We start from the raw sequence: 19,233 nt of genomic DNA on the forward strand, positions 1-19,233 counted from the left end.
TTACCCGCATCCGCGCCCGGTATGCCCCGCCCGTCGACCGGCTCGGCGGGTCTCCCGAGCGTCGGTCGGCGTGTCGCGGCGCGAGGCGGATGGCCGAGAAAGCGCTATACCTCACAGGTATAAATATGCCTCCCAGGTATAAGACTCAATCGCGCCGGTGCCGGCCGAGCCCCGGGTCGCGGCGGAGCCGCGGGGCCGCGTGCTAAGGCTTCCCGGCCGCGCTGCGGGGCCGCGTGACGGAGCGCCGCGCCGCGTGACGCAGCGTCGGGCCGCGTGATGGAGCGTCGGGACCGCGCGCCGGTGCCCGAGGGCGTTCCCCGGTGGCTGAGGACCGTGCGTCGCAGGGCAGTTCGCCCGGGGCCGGGCGGTCAGCCCGAGAAGGTGCGGCGGCCCGGCCGGCCGCCGCCACGCATCCGCTGGCGGGGAGGCGGGGCGGCCGGCTTCGGGCGCTTGAGGTGGTAGCGGTGCAACTCGTTGTGGCCGGGCAGGGACGGGTCCTCGCTCATCGCGACCAACTCCCAGCCCTGGTCGCCGGCCCGGTTCAGGTGGGCCAGCGCCGTGTCGCCGTAGGGCGTCACATCGACCATCGAGCCGTCGGGGCCGTACCAGACGAAGACGACCTCCCAGCCGAGATCGTTGGCCGCCGGTTGGCGACGGCGGATCAGTAGCGCGTACTCCCACTTGAGCATGGCGTCATTCTCACCCCGCGCCGGCCCGCCGGCACGGATCAATCCTCGGCGATCCGTCCGGCGTCGACCCGCAGCCGGCGGTTCGTCTCGATGGCGGCCAGCATCCGCCGGTCGTGGGTGACCAGCAGCAGCGTGCCCGGGTAGCTGGCCAGGGCCGCTTCGAGCTGCTCGATGGCCGGCAGGTCCAGGTGGTTGGTGGGCTCGTCGAGTACCAGCAGGTTGACCCCGCGCCCCTGGAGCAGGGCCAGCGCCGCCCGCGTCCGCTCGCCGGGGGACAGGGTGGCCGCCGGCCGTGGCACGTGCGCCGCGCGCAGCCCGAACTTGGCCAGCAGGGTCCGCGCGTCCGCCGGCGACATCTCCGGTACGGCCGCCTGGAAGGCGTCGATCAGCGGCGCGTCGCCGAGGAACAGCCCTCGGGCCTGGTCCACCTCGCCGACCACCACCCCGGGCCCGAGCGACGCGGTTCCGGCGTCCAGCGGCAGCCGACCGAGCAACGCGGCCAGCAGGGTGGACTTGCCCGAGCCGTTCGCCCCGGTCACCGCGACCCGGTCCGCCCAGTCGATCTGGAGGTCGATCGGGCCGAGGGTGAACCCGCCCCGGCGTACCACCGCGCCGCGCAGCGTGGCCACGACGGCGCCGGCGCGGGGCGCGGCGGCGATCTCCATCCGCAGCTCCCACTCCTTGCGGGGCTCCTCGACCACGTCGAGCCGTTCGATCAGCCGCTCGGTCTGCTTGGCCTTGGCCGCCTGCTTCTCGGTCGCCTCGCTGCGGAACTTGCGGCCGATCTTGTCGTTGTCGGTGGCCTTGCGGCGGGCGTTCTTCACGCCCTTCTCCATCCAGGCGCGCTGGGTGCGGGCCCGCGCTTCCAGGCCAGCCCGGGCGTCCGCGTACTCCTCGAAGTCGGCGCGGGCGTGCCGCCGCGCCACCTCGCGCTCCTCCAGATAAGCCGCGTAGCCACCGCCGTAGTGGTGCACCTGCTGCTGCGGCAGGTCCAGCTCCAGCACCCGGGTCACCGTGCGGGTCAGGAACTCCCGGTCGTGGCTGACCAGCACCGTGCCGGCCCGCAGCCCCGTGACGAACTCCTCCAATCGCTCCAGCCCGGCCAGGTCCAGGTCGTTGGTCGGCTCGTCGAGCAGGAACACGTCGTAGCGGCTGAGCAGCAGCGAGGCCAGCCCCGCCCGGGCGGCCTGACCGCCGGAGAGCCCGGTCGTCGGATGGTCCAGGTCGACCGCGAGCCCAAGGTCGGCGCTGACCTGCTCGGCGCGCTCGTCCAGGTCCGCGCCGCCGAGGGCCAGCCAGCGCTCCAGCGCGTCGGCGTACGCGTCGTCGGCGCCCGCGGCCCCGGCGGTCAGCGCCTCGGTCGCCACGTCCAGCGCGGCCTGCGCGGCCGTCACCCCGGTCCGCCGGGCCAGGAAATCGCGCACCGTCTCGCCCGGCCGCCGTTCCGGTTCCTGCGGCAGGTGCCCGACGGTCGCGGTGGGAGGGCTGAGCCGGACGCTGCCGGCCTCCACCGGCAGCAACCCGGCGAGGGTACGCAGCAGCGTCGACTTGCCGGCGCCGTTCGGCCCGACCAGGCCGACCACGTCGCCGGGGGCGACGACCAGGTCCAATCCGGCGAAGAGCGGGCGGTCGCCGTGCCCGGCGGCCAGGTCCTTGACGATCATCGTGGCGCTCATCAGGACGGCAGCCTATCCGGCCGCCGGCATACGGCCGGGCGGCAGCGGGCAGACTCAACGACGTGGTGACCACACTGGCGATCGACTGCGGTGGCGGGGGCATCAAGGCGTCGGTACTCGACGAGGCCGGCACGATGCGGGCCCGGCCGCTGCGGGTGCCGACCCCGTACCCGCTGCCGCCTGAGCTGTTCGTCCGAACCCTGCTCGACCTGGGCGGGCGGCTGCCGGCGGCCGACCGGCTCACCGTGGGCGTGCCCGGGATGATCCGGCACGGAGTGGTGGTGACCACACCGCACTACGTGACCCGCAGCGGACCACGCAGCCGGGTCGATCCGGACCTGCTCGCCGAGTGGTCCGGCTGGGACGCGCGGGGCGCGCTGGCCGACGCGTTCGGGGTGCCGGCGCTGGTGCTCAACGACGCCGAGGTGCACGGCGCCGGGGTGGTCGCCGGCACCGGATGCGAGCTGGTCCTGACCCTGGGCACCGGGCTGGGTAGCGCCCTCTTCGACGGCGGGGTGCTCGCCCCGCACCTGGAGTTGTCCCACGCGCCGGTGCGGTGGGGCACCACCTACGACACGTACGTGGGCGAGCCGGAGCGCCGCCGGCTCGGCGACGCCTTCTGGTCCCGGCGGATCCGGCAGGTGGTGGACGGGCTCCGCCCGGTGTTCCGTTGGGACCGGCTCTACCTGGGCGGGGGCAACTCCCGGCTGATCCGGCCCGAGCAGCTGGCCCGGATGGGCGACGACGTCGTCGTGGTGCCGAACACCGCGGGGATCGTCGGCGGCGTCCGCGCCTGGGAGCTGTCCACCGGACGCCGGGACGCCCGCACCTGACCCGCCGAGGGTGGAAAGAGACCCGGGGAACAGTCGCCAAACGCCCAGCGTTGTGCCAGCGTCGGAACAGTGACGGCGCGCGACCCGAGGAGGTGGGCAGATGGATCTTCTGGCGGACTACCGGCGGGCGACCATGTTCTTCGAAACAGGTGATCCGAGCGGAGCGGCCCGACTGCTGGAGCCGATCGTGGACGCCGAACCCGGCAACGCGGCGGTCCGGCAGCTGCTGGCCCGGGCGTACTTCCAGTCGGCTCAGCTCAACCGGGCCGAGGAGCAGCTGCGGGAGCTGGTCGACCGGGACCCGAGCGACCACTACGCGCACCACGTGCTGGGCCGGACGCTGGAGCGGCTGAACCGGCACTCGGACGCGCTGCGGCACCTGCGGATCGCCGCCGCGATGTACGCGGCCAACGACGACTACCGGGTCGCGCTGGAGCGGGTGGAGACCCGCCTGGGCGGTACGCGCTGAACGCGGACCGGTGACGTGCACGGGGCGGCCCTTCGGGGCCGCCCCGTCGTCGTCCGGCGGGCGCCCCGCCTGGCGTGCCTAGGATGGCGGACATGGGACCTGACCGGCCGGGGGCTGCGGCATGAAGCTCAAGCTGGACCTGCACGAGATCTTCAACAAGGGCCAGGACATCGACCGCGCGTTACGCGGGATCATGGACGAGGCGGTGGCGAAGAAGGCCACCCTCGTGGAGATCATCCCGGGCAAGGGATCGGGCCAGCTCAAGAAGCGGGTGCTGCGGTTCCTCGACCAGAAGGACGTCAAGCAGCTCTATCACCGGGTGGAGAAGGACTCCAAGAACTTCGGCCGACTCTTCGTGCACTTCCGCTGGAAGTAGAGGCGGCGGGGCCGGCCTGGTCCCCGCCGAGTGCCATATCGATGGCCCGCCGGGTGCGATCTTCGCTGGCCGGCAGTTGACGAGATGGCCGGACGGGAGCGACCGGCCTGAGCGGCGAGCCGTTTCGTGGTTTGCCTTGACGACGGCAACGGTAAGTCGTAGCTTTCGTTCGTGGCCACTTACGGAATGCACCCGGGCTGGGAGGCGCTGGGTGATCCCAGCAGGCTCGCCATCGTTCAGCGCCTAGCCGAGCGACCACGCGCCGTGGGGGAGTTGGCAGATGAGCTGCCGATCAGTCGGCCAGCCGTGTCGCAGCACCTCAAGGTGCTCAAGAGCGCGGGCCTGGTCGTTGACCAGGCGGTGGGCACCCGCCGCGTCTACCGGCTCAGTCCGGTTGGGTTGGTCGCTCTACGGGACCAGCTCGACACATTCTGGCGACGGGCGCTGGACGGGTATCAGGACGTCGTTGAAGAGACCGAGGAGAGTTCATGACGCAAGCAGCTACGGCGGTGGTCCGCCGACAGATCGTCGTCAACGCGCCGATCGAGCAGGCCTTCACCGTATTCACCGAGCGGTTCGGCGACTTCAAGCCGCGCGAACACAATCTGCTCCAGGTCCCGATCGCCGAGACCGTGTTCGAGCCCCGGGTTGGCGGGCACATCTACGACCGGGGTGCCGACGGAAGCGAATGCCGGTGGGCGCGCATTCTCGCGTACGAGCCGCCGACCCGGGTCGTCTTCAGCTGGGACATCGGACCGACCTGGCAGGTCGAAACCGATCCGGACCTCACCAGCGAGGTCGAAGTCATATTCGTCGTCGAGACGCCAGCTCAGACCCGGATCGAGCTGGAACACCGGCACCTTGACCGGCACGGCCCTGGCTGGGAGTCGGTCCGAGATGGGGTCGACAGCGACACCGGGTGGCCCCTTTACCTCGGCCGGTATCTCTCCCTCTTTGGTGGCGACAGCTAACGGCCCGACCAAGCCGCCGTAGGAGTACAGCAGGGAAGTGCAGCAGCCGACGGAAGCGGGCCGAGCCGGTAGGGACGTGGCTCGGCCCGCCGACCGCGCACCGGACCTCAAGCGGCCCGCCTTGCCGGCAGTTCACACCGAGAAAATCGAATCCACCAAGATCATGCCGTTTCCGGGCCGTCGGGGGACCGCTGTCTACCAGGCGATCGATGATTGACCGCGGGGCCGATGGTCCGGCGGAGAATGCTCCAGCGGACCACCGGACCGCCCGTCAGATGGGATAGGTGCGGGCGACCGCCAGCATCTCGGAGCTGTGCGAGCCGACGATGCCGACGGCCGGTGGCCGGGGGCGGAAGCCGGGCAGCGCGTCCAGCCCGTCACTGGCGTCCATCGCCCGCACCGCAACCTGCCCGGCGATCGGTCGCAGGGTCAGCGTGACCTCGATCCCTTCCGCCGGTGGGGCGTGGAAGACCAGCCCGAAGCCCCATCGGCCGTCCCGGGGCTCCACCGGCACCGACCGGCCGGCCACCTCGGCCCGCAGCACGGTGGCGGTCGACGTGTCGACGTGCAGGGTGGCGAGCCGGACCTCCCGCTGCGGGGTGAGCCGCAGCCGGAGCGTGCGTTCCCCACCCGAGCCGGAGTCGGCGAGCACCTCCAGCTTCGGCGCCGGCAGGTTCGCCGGCTGCGCCGGGCCGGTCCGTAGCTCACCGTCGCCGAGGCCGGGGAAGTCGTCGCCGACGTCGGTCACCCCGTCCACGTAGCCATCCGTCCACGGCTGCGGGTCGGTCTCATGGCTCAGCCAGCGGGCCTGGCCGGTGCCGGCGTCCATTGCGTACATCAGGTGGGTGGGCGCGGGGTGGGCGGCGTCGAACCGGTCGACGGCCAGCCCGACCCCGGCGAGCACCACGGCCGCCAGGGCGGCGGCTCCGGCCGGCAGGATCGCGAGCCGCCGGGCCCGCAGCGCGACCAGCCCGCGCTGGCCGCCGGCCTGCGGGTGCAGCAGGTCGACCACCGGAAGCGCGGTCAGGCCGAGCAGCACCGCGACCAGCGCGGCCACCCCACCCATCGCCATTCCCAGCGCGGGAAAGAGCAGCACCACGGTGGGCAGCAGGATGACCACGCCGACCGCCGCGGCGGCGGTCACCGCCACCACCGGCCACGGCCCGGTCTGCCGGGTGCGCAGCGCGAGCAGGCCGCCGAGGGCGCCGGCGAGCGCCGGCAGGGTGGTGAGGTACGCCCCGCCGGGCACCGCCACGGCGAGCAGCACCCCGAGCAGGGCCAGCCAGGCCAGCCCGCCGACGGCGAGCGCGGCCGGTCCGATCCGGCGGCGGGTCAGCGCGTACCAGGTGAACAGGATGGCGGCGGCGAGGGCCAGCACGGCCAGCCGGTACCAGGTCGGCCGGTAGGGGTCGAGCAGTTCGGCGTACCCCGGTCGGATCGCGGTGATCGCCATCCAGAGCAGTTGCGCGGCCACCGGCGCGGCCACGATCGGCACCAGGGCCAGCCCGAAGCCGGCGGCGAGCCGACCGGTGGTGGCCCGGCCCCGTCGCCGGGTCAGCCAGCCCAGCGCGGCCACCGCGAGCACCGCGAGCAGTGCCAGCGGCAGGGTGAGCCAGCCGGGGTAGCGGACCAGCCCGCCGGGGACCGGGAAGTAGGTGGCGTCGTGCCCGGAGCGCAGGTCGGTCAGGTCGGTGCGACCGAACTCCCGGGCCAGGCCCAGCGCGTTGTCCCCGTGCTGCTGGAGACTGCCGCGGTCCATGGCCGCCGGGGTGTCCAGCGGTGTGTGGTAGATCGCGCCGCCGTCGATGTACGCCGAATTCAGCCCGACGAACTTCCGGTCCAGGAAGGCGGTGAAGTCGGTGTCGTTGGGCAGCGCGCGGTAGATCTCCACGGCGAAGGAGGTGCCGACCGGGTGCGGGGCGGCCCGGCCGAAGACGTCCACCAGCTTCGCGTTGTTCCGGGACGTCTCGAACATGATCACCGGCCCGGTGGAGCCACGCGCCTCCAGGTTGAGCACCACCCCACCGTCGGCCGCCAGCGGGTGGCTGGCGGCGAACGCGGACGCGCCGCAGAGGCAGGCCTCCTCGGCGTCGGTCAGCACGAAGACGATGTCGTTGCGCGGCCGGGGGCCGGCAGCCAGCGCCCGGGCCACCTCCAGGATCGCCGAGGTGCCGGCGGCGTCGTCGTTGCCGCCCGGGCCCGTCTGCACCGAGTCGTAGTGGGCGACGAGGAAGACCCGGCCGGTCGGGTCGGTGCCGGGCATTCGGGCCACCACGTTGCGGACCCGGGCCAGGGTGGCCCCGCCCGCGGCCCCGCTGAGCTGGCCGGCTTCCGGTGCGACCGTGTCCTGCACCCCGGTCTCCAGGCCCAGACCGCGTAGCTGCTGCTCGATGTGCGCGCGAACCTGGTCGTTGGCCGGGCTGCCGGCGACGTGCGACCGGGCTGCGATGACCTGGACGTCCTCGTACGCCCGGGTGGCGCTGAACTCGTCGGAGGGCGCGTCGGCCGGCGTCGGGGCCGGGGTGCGCAGGTCGAGCAGGCTGCCGGCGCCGACGGCGACCAGCGCGACGAGGGCGGCCGCGACGGCCGTGAGCCGCCGGCGGGGCCGGGCCAGCGCGCGGTCGGCGGCCGGTACGCCCGGACCCGGGCGAACCGGCATGCCCGTCGTGGCGGGGGTGGGGGGTGCGCCCACGGGAACTCCTCGGGGTGGTGGTGCCTGGGGTGGCACCATCCTGCCCTCCGGCAGCCCCGGGTGGGACGGCCGGTCGGGTAGTCGTCGGGTGGGACGGCCGGACGCTCGAGTGTCCACCGTGCCCGGTTTGTCCTTCGGCGGGGCAGTGAGGCGGCCCATCCCCGGCCGCGCCGAAGCCGTCGTGTTGTGTGCGACCGTTGTCTAATACAGGATCAGCAGGGCACTCGGAAGGAGCCCGACATCACCAGCGATCTCCCGCGTCTCGCGGCGGTGACCCGGCCGCACCGGGGAGGCGGCATGGCCGGTTCCCCCGTTGTGCCGTACCCGCACGGCGGCTTGGCGCGGCACGCCAACCTACCGCCCGGTGAGCGGTTGCGGGTGCTGCTGGTGGAGGACGACGAGGGCGACGCCTTCCTGGTCGGCGAGCTGCTGGCCGAAACGAACTCGATGATCGACCTGCTGGTCGCCAGCAGCCTCAGTGAGGCGCGGCAGCGGATGATCGGCGTCGACTGTGTCCTGCTCGACCTGGGCCTGCCGGACGCGCAGGGCCTGGACGGCCTGCGTCAGGTGCTGGAGATGTCCAGTGGCGCCGCGGTCTGTGTGCTGACCGGCCGCTCAGACGAGCACCTGGGCATCGTGGCGGTCGCCGAGGGTGCGCAGGACTACCTGGTCAAGGGCCAGGTGGACGGGGTGCTGCTGACCCGGGCGCTGCGCTACGCGGTGGAGCGCAAGCGCGCCGACGTGAACGCCCGCCGGCTGCGCGAGGTCGAGCTGCGTCAGGCCGAGTCGGCTCGGCTCGAACGCGGCCTGCTGCCCCAGCCACTGATGTCCACCGACGAGGTGGCTGTGCACACCTTCTACCGGCCGGGCCGGCACGCCGCGCTGATCGGCGGGGACTTCTTCGACGTGGTGCAGACCCGTCCGGACCGCCTCGACCTGATCGTCGGGGATGTCTGCGGGCACGGCGTGGACGAGGCCGCGCTCGGCGTGGAGCTGCGGGTGGCCTGGCGGGCCCTGGTGCTGGCCAAGGTGCCGGACGACGAGGTGCTGCCGGCGCTGGAGCAGGTGCTGATGAGCGAGCGCCGCCTCCAGGAGATCTTCGCGACGGTGGCCACCACCCGACTCGACCTGGACGCCAACCGGGCGACCGTCCGGCTCGCCGGGCACCCGCCGCCGCTGCTGCTCGCGAACGGGCGGGTCGCCCCGGTGCCCGCGCCCGGGGGCCTGCTGCTGGGCGTACGACCGCGCCGCCCGATCGCCTATGACCTGGAGTTCGACACCGATGACTGGTCCCTGCTGATGTACACCGACGGCCTGATCGAGGGGCGGGTGGGCGAGGGCAACGAGCGGCTCGACGTGCCGGGCCTGAGCGGGCTGCTCGACGAGCCGGCCAACCGTGACGTGTCCCTGCCCGAACTGCCGGCGTGGCTGGTCGGCCGGGCCGAGCAGATCAACGGTGGCCCCCTCGCTGACGACGTGGCCATGCTGCTGGTCAGCCGTGGCGGTGGCCGGTGACGCCGGTGGTCGGCGGCTGGAGTCTGCGCCGCCGGGTCATCACCCTGCTCACCGTCGTGGGCGTGCTGTTGATCGGCCTGGCCGGGGCGGAGGCGGCGATGGCCGCGCGCAACCGCACCCAGATCGACGCCATCCTGAACGAGACCGGCCCGCTGCGGGTGCAGGCGCAGGAGTTGCTCAACGCGGTGCTCGACCAGGAGACGGCGGTTCGCGGGTACGCCGTCAGCGGTGATCCGAACGACCTGGGCCCGTACCACGCGGGGCTCGACCAGGAGCAGAAGGTCGTCGCCGCGATGCAGGCCCTGCTCGACAACTACCCGCAGATCGGCCAGGAACTGCGGATCGTCGAGGAGCGGGCCGAGCAGTGGCGGCAGTCGGTGGCGTTGCCGGTGATCAGCACCACCGAGCAGAGCGGCACCAGCGCCGGTCAGGCGTTGGTCACCGAACGGGCCCGGCAGCAGTTCGACGAGGTCCGGTCGGCGATCGACGACCTCCAGCGGGAGATACTGGCGGCCCGGGAACAGTCCGCGTCTGACGTACGCAGCAGCAGCAACCTGCTGGTCGCGCTCTTGATCATTGCCGCGTTGGTGGTGGTAGTCGCCGGCGCGGTGCTGCTGCTCTCGCTGGACCGGATGGTGATCCGGCCGCTGATCGGGCTCGCCGACCAGGTCCGCGAGGTCGCCGAGGGCGACTACCAGCACGGCATCGCCACCACCGGCCCGCCGGAGTTCGTCCAACTCGGCGCGGGTGTGGACGCGATGCGCCAGAAGATCGCCTCCGACCTGGCCGAGGTGCGGGAGGCCCGCGAGCGCATCGAGTGGGTCAACAGTCAGCTGCAGAAGCAGGCCGAGGAGCTGACCCGGTCCAATCGCGACCTGGAGCAGTTCGCGTACGTGGCCTCGCACGACCTTCAGGAGCCGCTGCGCAAGGTCGCCAGCTTCTGCCAGCTGCTCCAGCGCCGCTACGCCGGTCAGCTCGACGAGCGGGCCGACCAGTACATCGCCTTCGCGGTGGACGGCGCGCAGCGGATGCAGCGGCTGATCAACGACCTGCTCGCGTTCTCCCGGATCGGGCGGCTCACCAACGGCTTCGTCGAGGTCGACCTGAACAAGGTGATGGGCGACGTGGCCGGTCAGACCGAGGCCGCCCGGCAGTACGCCGACGCCGAGCTGACCTGGACCGAGCTGCCGGTGATCCGGGGCGAGGAGCCGCTGCTCACCAACCTGCTGGCCAACCTGGTCAGCAACTCGATCAAGTTCCGCCGCCCGGACGTGCCGCCGAAGGTGCACATTTCGACCCGGCTGGTCGGCTCCGAGTGGGAGATCAGCTGCCAGGACAACGGCATCGGGATCGAGCCGGAGTTCGCCGACAAGATCTTCGTGATCTTCCAGCGGCTGCACTCGAAGGACGCGTACCCGGGCACCGGCATCGGCTTGGCCATCGTCAAGAAGATCGTCGAATATCACGGCGGCCGGGTCTGGGTGGACACGGACGTACCGGAGGGCACGGCGATCCGGTTCACCCTGCCGGCGCTGCCCGAGGACGTCGAGCCGGCGGCAGCCGCCGCGGAGTCGCCGGAACCGCCGCAGGCGCCCGCGGCGGGTGTCGCGACCGGCGACGCCGTGCCCTCGAACGAGGCGCCGGCAACCTCCGCGGACCAGTCCGCCGGGGCGGACCGGCCGGACCGGGCCGACGGATCCCCGGAAGGCGGTAGAACGGGTGACATGAGGGAGACGGTGGGATGACCGCGCCGGCGGACGGCAAGAGCCCGATCGAGGTCCTGCTCGTGGAGGACGATCCGGGTGACGTGTTGATGACCCAGGAGGCGTTCGAGGAGCACAAGCTCCGCAACCGGCTGACCGTCGTGTCCGACGGCGCCGAGGCGCTCGCCTACCTGCGGCAGGAGGGCCAGTACGCCGAGGCCGTGACGCCCGACCTGATCCTGCTCGACCTCAACCTGCCCCGCCGCGACGGCCGGGAGGTGCTGGAAGAGATCAAGAAGGACGAGGAGCTGCGTCGGATCCCGGTCGTGGTGCTCACCACCTCGCAGGCCGACGAGGACATCCTGCGCAGCTACCAGCTGCACGCCAACGCCTACGTGACCAAGCCGGTGGACTTCGAGCGCTTCATCTCGGTGGTCCGGCAGATCGACGAGTTCTTCGTCAGCGTGGTCAAGCTGCCGCCGCGTGGCTGACGGCCTGCTCGACGACGTCGGTGACCTGCTCCGGGAGGCCGCCGACCAGATCGTGCTGCCGCTGTTCCGCAAGCTGGACGAGGCCGACGTGTCGGAGAAGGCGCCCGGCGAGATCGTCACCGTCGCGGACCGCCGCGCCGAGGAGCTGATCTCCGCGGGGCTGCGCCGGCTGCGGCCCGGCTCGATGGTGGTCGGCGAGGAGGGCGTCGCCGACGATCCGGGGTTGCTGCGGCACCTGCGCGACGGCGGGGACGTCTGGTTGGTCGACCCGATCGACGGCACCGCCAACTTCGCCGCCGGTCGCCGGCCGTTCGCCCTGATGGTGGCGTTGCTGACCGACGGGCGGCCGGCCGCCGGCTGGATCCTGGACCCGCTGGCCGGGATCCTGGCCAGCGGTCGGGCCGACGACGGCACCCTGCTCAACGGCCGGCCGGTGGGCGACACCGGTGCCGGGCCGCGCATGGGCGAGCTGCGTGGCGCCGCGATGACCCGGTTCCTGCCACCGGAGACCCGGGACCGGGTCCGTGCCGGTGGCCGGCGGCTCGGCGAGCTGCTGCCCGGCCAGCACTGCGCCGGCCGGGAGTACCTGGACATCCTCACCGGTGAGCAGCAGTTCGTCCTCTTCTGGCGCACCCTGCCGTGGGACCACGGCCCTGGCACCCTGCTGGTCCGTGCGGCCGGCGGCGTCGCCCGCCGGTTCGACGGGGTCGACTATCACCCGGCCGACGAGGGTCACGGCCTGCTCGTCGCGGCCAACGAGCAGGTCTGGGCCGAGGTGCACGACGCCCTGCTCGGCACCTGATCCGCGCACTCCGCGACGGTGGTGGCACGTTGCGTCGACACCGGAGCCGCCCAGCCGTCACGGGACTGGTCACCGGCGTGGCTTCCGGTATCGTGACCGGCGGTCTCCGCCAGCAGGCCGCCGACCGGCGCCGGCGGGGACGCCGCCGCGCAGTGGTTCACCGGGGGCCGGCGGTCGACGGAAGGACGCTTTCGTGCCCAGGATCAGGCTCAGCCAGCGACGCGGTCGCCGCGTGCTGCTCACTCTCGTCGCCGCCGCCGCGCTGGTGCTCGCCGGTGGCGCGGTGCCCGCGTACGCGGAGCCCGGCGAGGGCGGCAGCAAGAAGCTGCGGGACGCGCTGGAGCTGACCGCCAAGGGTCACATCGAGGCGAAGGCCAAGCTGGACAACTCCAAGCGTCGGCAGACGGCGCTCACCGGCGAGCTGAAGAGCGTCGAGGGCCGGCTGGTCGAGCTCACCGCCCAGGTCGGCGAGGTGGCCGCGCAGTCGTACCGCGCGGGCCGGCTCACCCCGGTGACGATGCTGCTCAACTCCGCCGACCCGCAGGCGTTCCTGCAACGCGCGGCCGACCTCGATCTGATGGCCCAGCGGGACGGCAAGCGGCTCCGCACGCTGACCGACGCCCGGCAGCAGGCGCAGCAGGCGAAGGTCGCCATCGACACGGAGGTCCGCGAGCAGCGGAAGCAGCTCGCCGTGATGGCGAAGAAGAAGAAGGAAGCCGAGGCGGCGCTCGCCGAGGTCAGCTCGGGCAGCAGCAACGGCTTCAGCGGCGGCAGCTCCGCCTCGGCCAAGCCGGCGCCGCGCAACTCGGACGGATCCTGGCCGTCAGAGTCCTGCTCGGTGGATGACCCGACCACGTCCGGGTGCATCACCCCGCGCACTCTCAACGCGCTCAAGCAGACCCAGGCGGCCGGCTACAAGCGGCACGTCTCCTGCCACCGCAGCGGCGGCGGCGGCGAGCACCCGAAGGGGCGGGCCTGCGACTTCGCGGCCGCCACGAATGGCTTCGAGGACCGCAACGCGACCGGCGGCGACAAGGCGTACGGGGACAGCCTGGCCGCCTGGCACGTGCGCAACGCCGATCGTCTGGGTGTGCTCTACGTGATCTGGTACAGGCAGATCTGGCATCCCGGCACCGGGTGGCGCTCGTACAGCGGCAGCGGCAGTCCGGCCGCCAGCCACACGAACCATGTTCATCTCTCGATGTACTGACCCGCGGCACCAGCTTGGCTGCGTACCATCGCGACGATGAGCTCCCCACCGTCCGATGTAGCGGCCCCGCCGGCTTCCTCGGCCCCGTCCGTGCCGGTCACCGGCCGGGCGCTGCCCAACGGCCTGGCCGCCTTCCTGGTCTTCTTCTCCAGCGGCGCCGTGCTGGTGCTGGAGACGGTCGCGCTGCGCCTGGTCGGCCCGTACGTCGGGGTGACCCTCCAGGTGACCAGTTCGGTGATCGGCATCGCGCTGGCCGCGATCGCGTACGGGGCGTGGTCCGGCGGCTGGCTGGCCGACCGGCGCGACCCGCGGGGCCTGCTGGCGCCGGCGCTGGTGCTGGCCGGCATCGCCACCGCGGTCACCCTGCCCGTGGTCCGGTACGCCGGTGAGGTGCTGCGCGGCGGTGCCGCCAGCGCCATCCTGCTGCTGGTGGCGCTGGCCGTGTTCGTGCCGGCGGCGCTGCTCGCCGCGGTCACCCCGCTGGTCGTGAAGCTCCAGCTCGCCGACCTGCGTCGGACCGGCCAGGTGGTCGGCCGGCTCTCCGGGATCGGCACCCTGGGCGGCATCACCGCCACCCTGCTCACCGGCTTCGTGCTGGTCGCCGCGCTGCCCAGCACGGTGATCCTGCTGGCGCTGGCGGTGGCGCTCGGGCTGGCCGGCATCGGCCTCGGCTGGTACCTGCGCCGGCAGTCGCGCACCGAGCTGCCCGGTCCGGCCAGGACCCGGGCCGCGCTGGCGGTGCTCGGCCTGGTCGGGGCGGGGCTGACCACCGTCGCGCCGAACCCGTGCGACATCGAGACGGCGTACCACTGCGCCCGGGTGACGTCGGACCCGGACCGGCCCAGCGGGCGGACGCTGCTGCTCAACTCGGCCCAGCACTCGTACGTGGACCTGGCCGACCCGAAGCACCTGGAGTACGCGTACACCAAGTGGATCGGCGCCGTCGCGGACGTGGCCGCGCCCGCCGGGCAGCGGCTGGACGCGCTGCACCTGGGCGGTGGCGGGTTCACCGTGCCGCGCTACCTGACCGCCACCCGGCCGGGCACCGACAACGTGGTGTTCGAGATCGACGGCGGGCTGGTCGAGCTGGGCGAGCGGGAGCTGGGCGTACGCCCGGGGCCGGGGCTGCGGGCGGTGGTGGGCGACGCCCGGATGCTGGTCGTCGGCGAGCCGACGGACAGTCGCGACCTGGTGGTCGGTGACGCGTTCGGCCACCTGGTGGTGCCCTGGCACCTGGCCACCCGGGAGATGGTCGCCGAGGTCCGGCGGGTGACCCGCCCCGGCGGGGTGTACGTGCAGAACGTCATCGACTACCCGCCACTGCGGTTCATCCGCGCCGAGCTGGCCACGGTGTCCGCCGAGTTCGCGCACGTCGCGTTGATCGCCCCGCCGGAGGCGCTCGCCGAGGAGCAGGGCGCGAACTTCCTCATCGTCGCCTCCGACGCGCCGCTGCCGCTGGCCGCCGTCCGTGCCCGGTTGGACGAGGTCGACCGGCGGGTCAGCCTGCTCTCCGGCGCGGACCTGACGGACTTCATCGGGGACGCGCTGGTGCTGACCGACGACTACGCCCCGGTGGATCAGCTGCTGGCCACCGCCTGATCGGGTGACATTCCTGACCGATTCCGATACCCGAGGTGTAGCCGGGCCGCACCTGGGCAACAACGGCCACCATGGGCGGTGGGGACCGGAACAGTGCGCAACTCCTCGATGAGCGGTACCGGCTGATCGAGCAGCTCGGCGCGGGCGGCATGTCGGTGGTCTGGCGGGGCTACGACGAGGTGCTCGGCCGGCAGGTCGCGGTGAAGGTGCTCGCCTCCCGGCTGGCCACCGACCGGGCCTTCCGGCACCGCATCCGCATCGAGGCGCAGGCCGCCGCGCGGCTCTGCCACCCGAACATCACCAACGTGTACGACTACGGCGAGTCCGAGCAGGCCGGCCTGACCGTGCCGTACGTGGTGATGGAGCTGGTCGACGGCGGTTCGCTGGCCGGCAGGCTGGGCCGGGAGGGGCGGCTGCCGTGGCGGGAGGCGGTGACCATCGGCGCGGAGGTCAGCTCGGCGCTGGCCACCGCGCACGCCCGGGGTGTGGTACACCGGGACGTCACGCCGGGCAACGTGATGCTCACGTCGACCGGGGTCAAGGTGGTCGACTTCGGTATCTCCGCGCTGGTGGGGGAGAGCGAGAAGGGGCCGGACGGGACGCTGCTCGGCACGCCCGCGTACCTCGCCCCCGAGCGACTGGACAACGGTCAGGTCTCCCCGGCCACCGACGTCTACGCCGTCGGGCTGCTGCTCTACCGGATGCTCACCGGCCGGCTGCCCTGGCAGGCCAGCACGACCACGCAGATGCTGCGCGCGCACATGTACAACGACCCCGACCCGATGCCGCAGGTGTCGGAGCTGCCCGACGAGGTGACCGACCTGGTGCGGCGCTGTCTGGCCAAGCAGCCCGGGGAACGACCCGCCACCGCCGAACTGGCCCGGACCCTCGCCGACGCGGCCGGAATGCTGGCGGCGGTGCCGGTCTCGCCGGCCGCCTGGCCAGTGGACCCGGCCGCGCTGGCCAGCGCCGGCACCACGATCCTGCCCTGGTCGGCGGAGACCGACGCGTTGCCGCTGTCGCGCACCCGCAACCGAAGCAGGCGGGCGACCAGGCGTCGGCGGGTTGAGGCCGGGGTGGCCGCCGCCAGCCTGCTCGCGGTCACCGGGGCCCTGTGGGGGCTCACCTCGCGCAGCCCGGCCAACGGCGGGGACCAGCCGCCGACCGAGGCCCGGATGGGTCTGCCGCCGGCGGCGCCCTGCGAGGTGGCGTACGCGCTGCGCGCAGACTCCGGCAAGGACTTCGCCGCCGAGCTGACCCTGACCAACACCGGGGGCAGCGCGCTGCGCGACTGGACGCTGAGCTTCACCTTTCCCGGTCAGCAGACGGTGACGAAGGCGCAGCCGGCCCCGGTGCGCCAGCAGGGCCGCACGGTGCTGATCCGGCCGGCGGCCCAGCGCGGCACGCTCGCGCCCGGCGCGGCCGAGAAACTCACCCTGGCGGGGAAGTACAGCGGGGCGAACCCGCTGCCGGTGGAGTTCCGGCTCGGCGACGCGACCTGCGGGGTACGGGTCTCCGGGGTGGCCGGCAGCACACCGTCCGCCGCCATGCCGAGCAACGCCGCCACGACGAAGGCCCCGCCCAAGGCGGCGACGGTCCGCGGCGGCTCCGGCTCGGGTGGGCCGGGCGGTGCCCCGACGAAGGCGAAGCCGGAGAAGCCCGGCAAGGGCAAGGGGCCGGGTGGTGGTTCGGGAAAAGGGGGAAAGTGACCAAGGGTGAGGGGAGGGGGCACGGCGGCGGGAAGAAGTGAGGCGGTTCAGCGGAGCCCCGCGAACCGTTGCACCTGGTCGATCCCACCCTCCACCACGAGCAGCCCGCCCTGGGGAAGTTCCGTGCTGTCCGACGCGTACTTGAAGCGCTCGCCGGGCAGCTTGGCGCCGATGACCCGGACCCCGTAGCGATCGTCCGGGCGCAGGTCGAGCACGGTGCGCCCGACCAGGGACTCCGGCACGCGAACGGTGGCGATCGCGAAGTCGTCGTCGAACTCGATGAAGTCGAGCAGCCGGCTGACGATCAGGTGTGCCACCCGGTCGCCCGTCTCCGCCTCCGGAAAGATCACGTGGTGCGCGCCCACCGACGAGAGAATCTTGGCGTGCTTCTGCGAGGTCGCCCGGGCCCAGATCTGCGGCAGGCCCAGCTCGGTCAGCGCCAGTACGGTGAGCACGCTCGCCTCCACCGAGGCGCCGATGGCCACCACCGCCCGCCCGAAGCTGGCGACGCCGACCTGCCGCAGCGCCCCGTCCTCGGTCGAGTCGGCCTGGACGACCCGGTCCAGCTGGGCCGACCAGCGCTGTACCCGGTCCGGGTTGCGGTCGATGGCCAGCACCTCGTGGTCCATCTGGGTCAGCGAGCCGGCCAGGTGGCTGCCGAACCGACCCAGCCCGATCACCACGACGCCGCTGCCGTCCGCTCGCCTAGCCGACACCTCGACCCTCCTCGCTGCCAGGGCCCGCGGTAGAGCCCCTGGCCGGCCTGCGGCAGGCCCAGATGACAACCAACCGCGTTGGAGATTCTTCCGGATGAAACACCGGTATCCGGAAGAATCTCCGCCTCCGCTCGACCGGCGACTCTGACACCGGTCCTAGCCGACAATGGGTTGTTCCTGCGGATAGCGGTAGAGCCGGCGTCGGGTGTTCAGTGCGATCGCCGACCCGAGGGTGAGCGGCCCGACCCGGCCGATGAACATCAGGACGGTCAGGGTCAGTTGGCCGCTGGCCGGCAGCTCGCCGGCCAGCCCGACGGTCAGCCCGGTGGTGCTGAACGCGGAGGTGACCTCGAACAGGGCCCCGACGAAGCGGACGCCCTCGGTGATCAGCAGCAGGATCATCGTGCCGGCCGTGACCAGCGCGACGCTGAGCAACGACACCGTGACGGCCTGCCGCTGGCTGGCGTTGGCCACCCGGCGGCGCCCGACCGTCACGTCCGGCTCGCCCCGCAGCTCCGCCCAGATGGTGAACGCCAGCAGGAAGAACGTGGAGACCTTGATCCCGCCGGCCGTGCTGGCGCTGCCGCCGCCGATGAACATGAGCACGATCAGCAGCGGGTAGCTCTCCTCCTGCAGGGCGGTGATGTCCAGGACGCTGAAACCCCCGGTGCGGCTCAACGCGATCTGGGTGAACGACGCGAGCACCTTGCCCCGGACGTCGTACGTGCCGATGGTGCCGACATTGGTCCACTCGGCGGCGAGCAGACCGGCGAAGCCGAGCAGGAGCAGCGCGACACTGCCCCAGATGGTCAGCTTGGTGGCCACCGCCCAGCGCCTCGGTCGGCGCCACTCGCGCGCCGCCTCGAACAGGGCGGGAAACCCGAGCCCACCGACGATCGCGCCGAACGCCAGCGGCAGCGACACCCACGGGTCGCGGTCGAACGCCAGCAGGCCTTCGGAGTAGAGCGCGAAGCCACCGTTGTTGAACGCCTGGATGGCGTGGAAGAGGCCCGACCAGAGGGCTCGCCCGGGTGGATACTCGTAGGCCAGCCAGAGCCGGCCGGCGACCAGCGCGGTCATCACCGCCTCGCAGGCGAAGACGGTGACCGCGATCCGGCGCAGCAGCCGGGCGACGTCACCGATGCCGAACTCCGCCGTCTCGGCCTGCACCAGAAGCCGGTTGCGCAGCCCGAGCTGGCGGGCGACCACCAGGATGACCAGTGCCGCGCCGGTGAGGATGCCGAGGCCGCCGAGCTGGGTGAGCAGGGTTATCACCACCAGTCCTCCGCCGGACCAGTAGTTGGGGGTGTCGGTGACCGCCATGCCGGTGACCGACACGGCCGAGGTGGCGGTGAAGAGCGCGGTGACCAGCGGCGGGCGCTGGTGTTCGACGGTCGCCCAACGCGCCATCAGCAGCCCGGTGCCGAGCAGGATCGGCACCAGAAACCCGAACGGCACCAGCCGCACCGGGTTGCGGAAAAACTGGCGCACCAGACAATCTTCCGTTTTCGCGCCGGGGTGTGAGCGGGAACGCCCATTCCGGAGGGTCCCCTGCCGCCGCTCGGCGGCGCACGCCCGTCCAAGATCGCGCTTGATCCTGGATGTAGTGGTCTCCCGAAACGTCTGACACCACTACATCCACGATCCAGCACGACCTTGAGCGGGAGCGGCTTTGGAGCCGCTGCTGCGACAACCTGCTCGACGGTCGCCGGCGGTGCCCGCGCCCGGCGGCGCACGAGGGGCCCTGCGGTCGTTCGGGTGGATGAGTGCGACACAGCGGCC

General features: G+C 72.6%; 16 protein-coding genes and 1 pseudogene. 12 read left to right on the forward strand and 5 right to left on the reverse strand.

The window, feature by feature from the left end; all coding sequences use genetic code 11:
- Positions 1 to 443 precede the first annotated feature (443 nt).
- Positions 444 to 689: pseudogene (locus ACFYPS_RS12995) on the reverse strand (hypothetical protein); the annotation flags it as partial.
- Between the two features lie 38 nt (positions 690 to 727).
- Entirely contained in the window at positions 728 to 2,365 is a 1,638-nt protein-coding gene (locus ACFYPS_RS13000; RefSeq protein WP_354963647.1) for an ABC-F family ATP-binding cassette domain-containing protein, read from the reverse strand.
- Positions 2,366 to 2,427: 62 nt separating this feature from the next.
- Between ACFYPS_RS13000 and ACFYPS_RS13005 the strand changes: the two genes are divergently transcribed.
- From ACFYPS_RS13005 to ACFYPS_RS13025, 5 genes are all read left to right on the forward strand, one after another.
- Positions 2,428 to 3,198, forward strand: a complete 771-nt coding sequence (locus ACFYPS_RS13005; RefSeq protein WP_354963648.1) for an ROK family protein — start codon at positions 2,428 to 2,430, stop codon at positions 3,196 to 3,198.
- Between the two features lie 100 nt (positions 3,199 to 3,298).
- A complete protein-coding gene (locus ACFYPS_RS13010) occupies positions 3,299 to 3,667 on the forward strand; it encodes a M48 family metallopeptidase (RefSeq protein WP_089018862.1) in 369 nt (122 codons plus the stop codon).
- A gap of 121 nt (positions 3,668 to 3,788) precedes the next feature.
- A complete protein-coding gene (locus ACFYPS_RS13015) occupies positions 3,789 to 4,043 on the forward strand; it encodes a Smr/MutS family protein (protein WP_007465523.1) in 255 nt (84 codons plus the stop codon).
- 171 nt (positions 4,044 to 4,214) lie between these two features.
- Positions 4,215 to 4,535 (forward strand): metalloregulator ArsR/SmtB family transcription factor, encoded by a 321-nt coding sequence (locus ACFYPS_RS13020; RefSeq protein WP_354964869.1) that lies wholly within the window; start codon positions 4,215 to 4,217, stop codon positions 4,533 to 4,535.
- Positions 4,532 to 5,014, forward strand: coding sequence for an SRPBCC family protein (locus ACFYPS_RS13025; RefSeq protein WP_354964868.1), 483 nt, complete (start codon positions 4,532 to 4,534; stop codon positions 5,012 to 5,014). Before ACFYPS_RS13020 ends, ACFYPS_RS13025 begins: the two co-directional genes overlap by 4 nt.
- 271 nt (positions 5,015 to 5,285) lie before the next feature.
- Here the strand turns inward: ACFYPS_RS13025 and ACFYPS_RS13030 are convergent, their stop codons facing one another.
- Positions 5,286 to 7,706, reverse strand: a complete 2,421-nt coding sequence (locus tag ACFYPS_RS13030) for a M28 family peptidase (protein ID WP_387324496.1) — start codon at positions 7,704 to 7,706, stop codon at positions 5,286 to 5,288.
- Between the two features lie 297 nt (positions 7,707 to 8,003).
- Between ACFYPS_RS13030 and ACFYPS_RS13035 the strand changes: the two genes are divergently transcribed.
- From ACFYPS_RS13035 to ACFYPS_RS13065, 7 genes are all read left to right on the forward strand, one after another.
- Entirely contained in the window at positions 8,004 to 9,221 is a 1,218-nt protein-coding gene (locus tag ACFYPS_RS13035; RefSeq protein ID WP_354964867.1) for a fused response regulator/phosphatase, read from the forward strand.
- Positions 9,218 to 10,966: an ATP-binding protein gene (locus ACFYPS_RS13040; protein WP_387324499.1), complete on the forward strand. Its 1,749-nt coding sequence runs from the start codon at positions 9,218 to 9,220 to the stop codon at positions 10,964 to 10,966. The genes ACFYPS_RS13035 and ACFYPS_RS13040 overlap by 4 nt, the downstream gene beginning before the upstream one ends.
- The gene (locus ACFYPS_RS13045; RefSeq protein WP_354964865.1) at positions 10,963 to 11,415 is read left to right on the forward strand and encodes a response regulator; all 453 of its coding nucleotides are present in this window, start codon (positions 10,963 to 10,965) and stop codon (positions 11,413 to 11,415) included. The genes ACFYPS_RS13040 and ACFYPS_RS13045 overlap by 4 nt, the downstream gene beginning before the upstream one ends.
- A complete protein-coding gene (locus ACFYPS_RS13050; protein WP_354964864.1) occupies positions 11,408 to 12,217 on the forward strand; it encodes an inositol monophosphatase family protein in 810 nt (269 codons plus the stop codon). The genes ACFYPS_RS13045 and ACFYPS_RS13050 overlap by 8 nt, the downstream gene beginning before the upstream one ends.
- Positions 12,218 to 12,410: 193 nt before the next feature.
- Positions 12,411 to 13,427: a hypothetical protein gene (locus ACFYPS_RS13055; RefSeq protein WP_354964863.1), complete on the forward strand. Its 1,017-nt coding sequence runs from the start codon at positions 12,411 to 12,413 to the stop codon at positions 13,425 to 13,427.
- Between the two features lie 36 nt (positions 13,428 to 13,463).
- Entirely contained in the window at positions 13,464 to 15,026 is a 1,563-nt protein-coding gene (locus ACFYPS_RS13060) for a fused MFS/spermidine synthase (RefSeq protein ID WP_354964862.1), read from the forward strand.
- 71 nt (positions 15,027 to 15,097) lie between these two features.
- A complete protein-coding gene (locus ACFYPS_RS13065; protein WP_387324503.1) occupies positions 15,098 to 16,735 on the forward strand; it encodes a protein kinase in 1,638 nt (545 codons plus the stop codon).
- Positions 16,736 to 16,782: 47 nt separating this feature from the next.
- On the opposite strand, the gene ACFYPS_RS13070 is transcribed toward ACFYPS_RS13065, so the two are convergent.
- Complete coding sequence (locus ACFYPS_RS13070) at positions 16,783 to 17,451, reverse strand: TrkA family potassium uptake protein (protein ID WP_354964860.1); 669 nt, start codon at positions 17,449 to 17,451, stop codon at positions 16,783 to 16,785.
- A gap of 156 nt (positions 17,452 to 17,607) precedes the next feature.
- Entirely contained in the window at positions 17,608 to 18,942 is a 1,335-nt protein-coding gene (locus ACFYPS_RS13075) for a potassium transporter TrkG (protein ID WP_354964859.1), read from the reverse strand.
- Positions 18,943 to 19,233 lie beyond the last annotated feature (291 nt).

This window comes from Micromonospora sp. NPDC005087, assembly GCF_042872965.1.
GTDB lineage: Bacteria > Actinomycetota > Actinomycetes > Mycobacteriales > Micromonosporaceae > Micromonospora.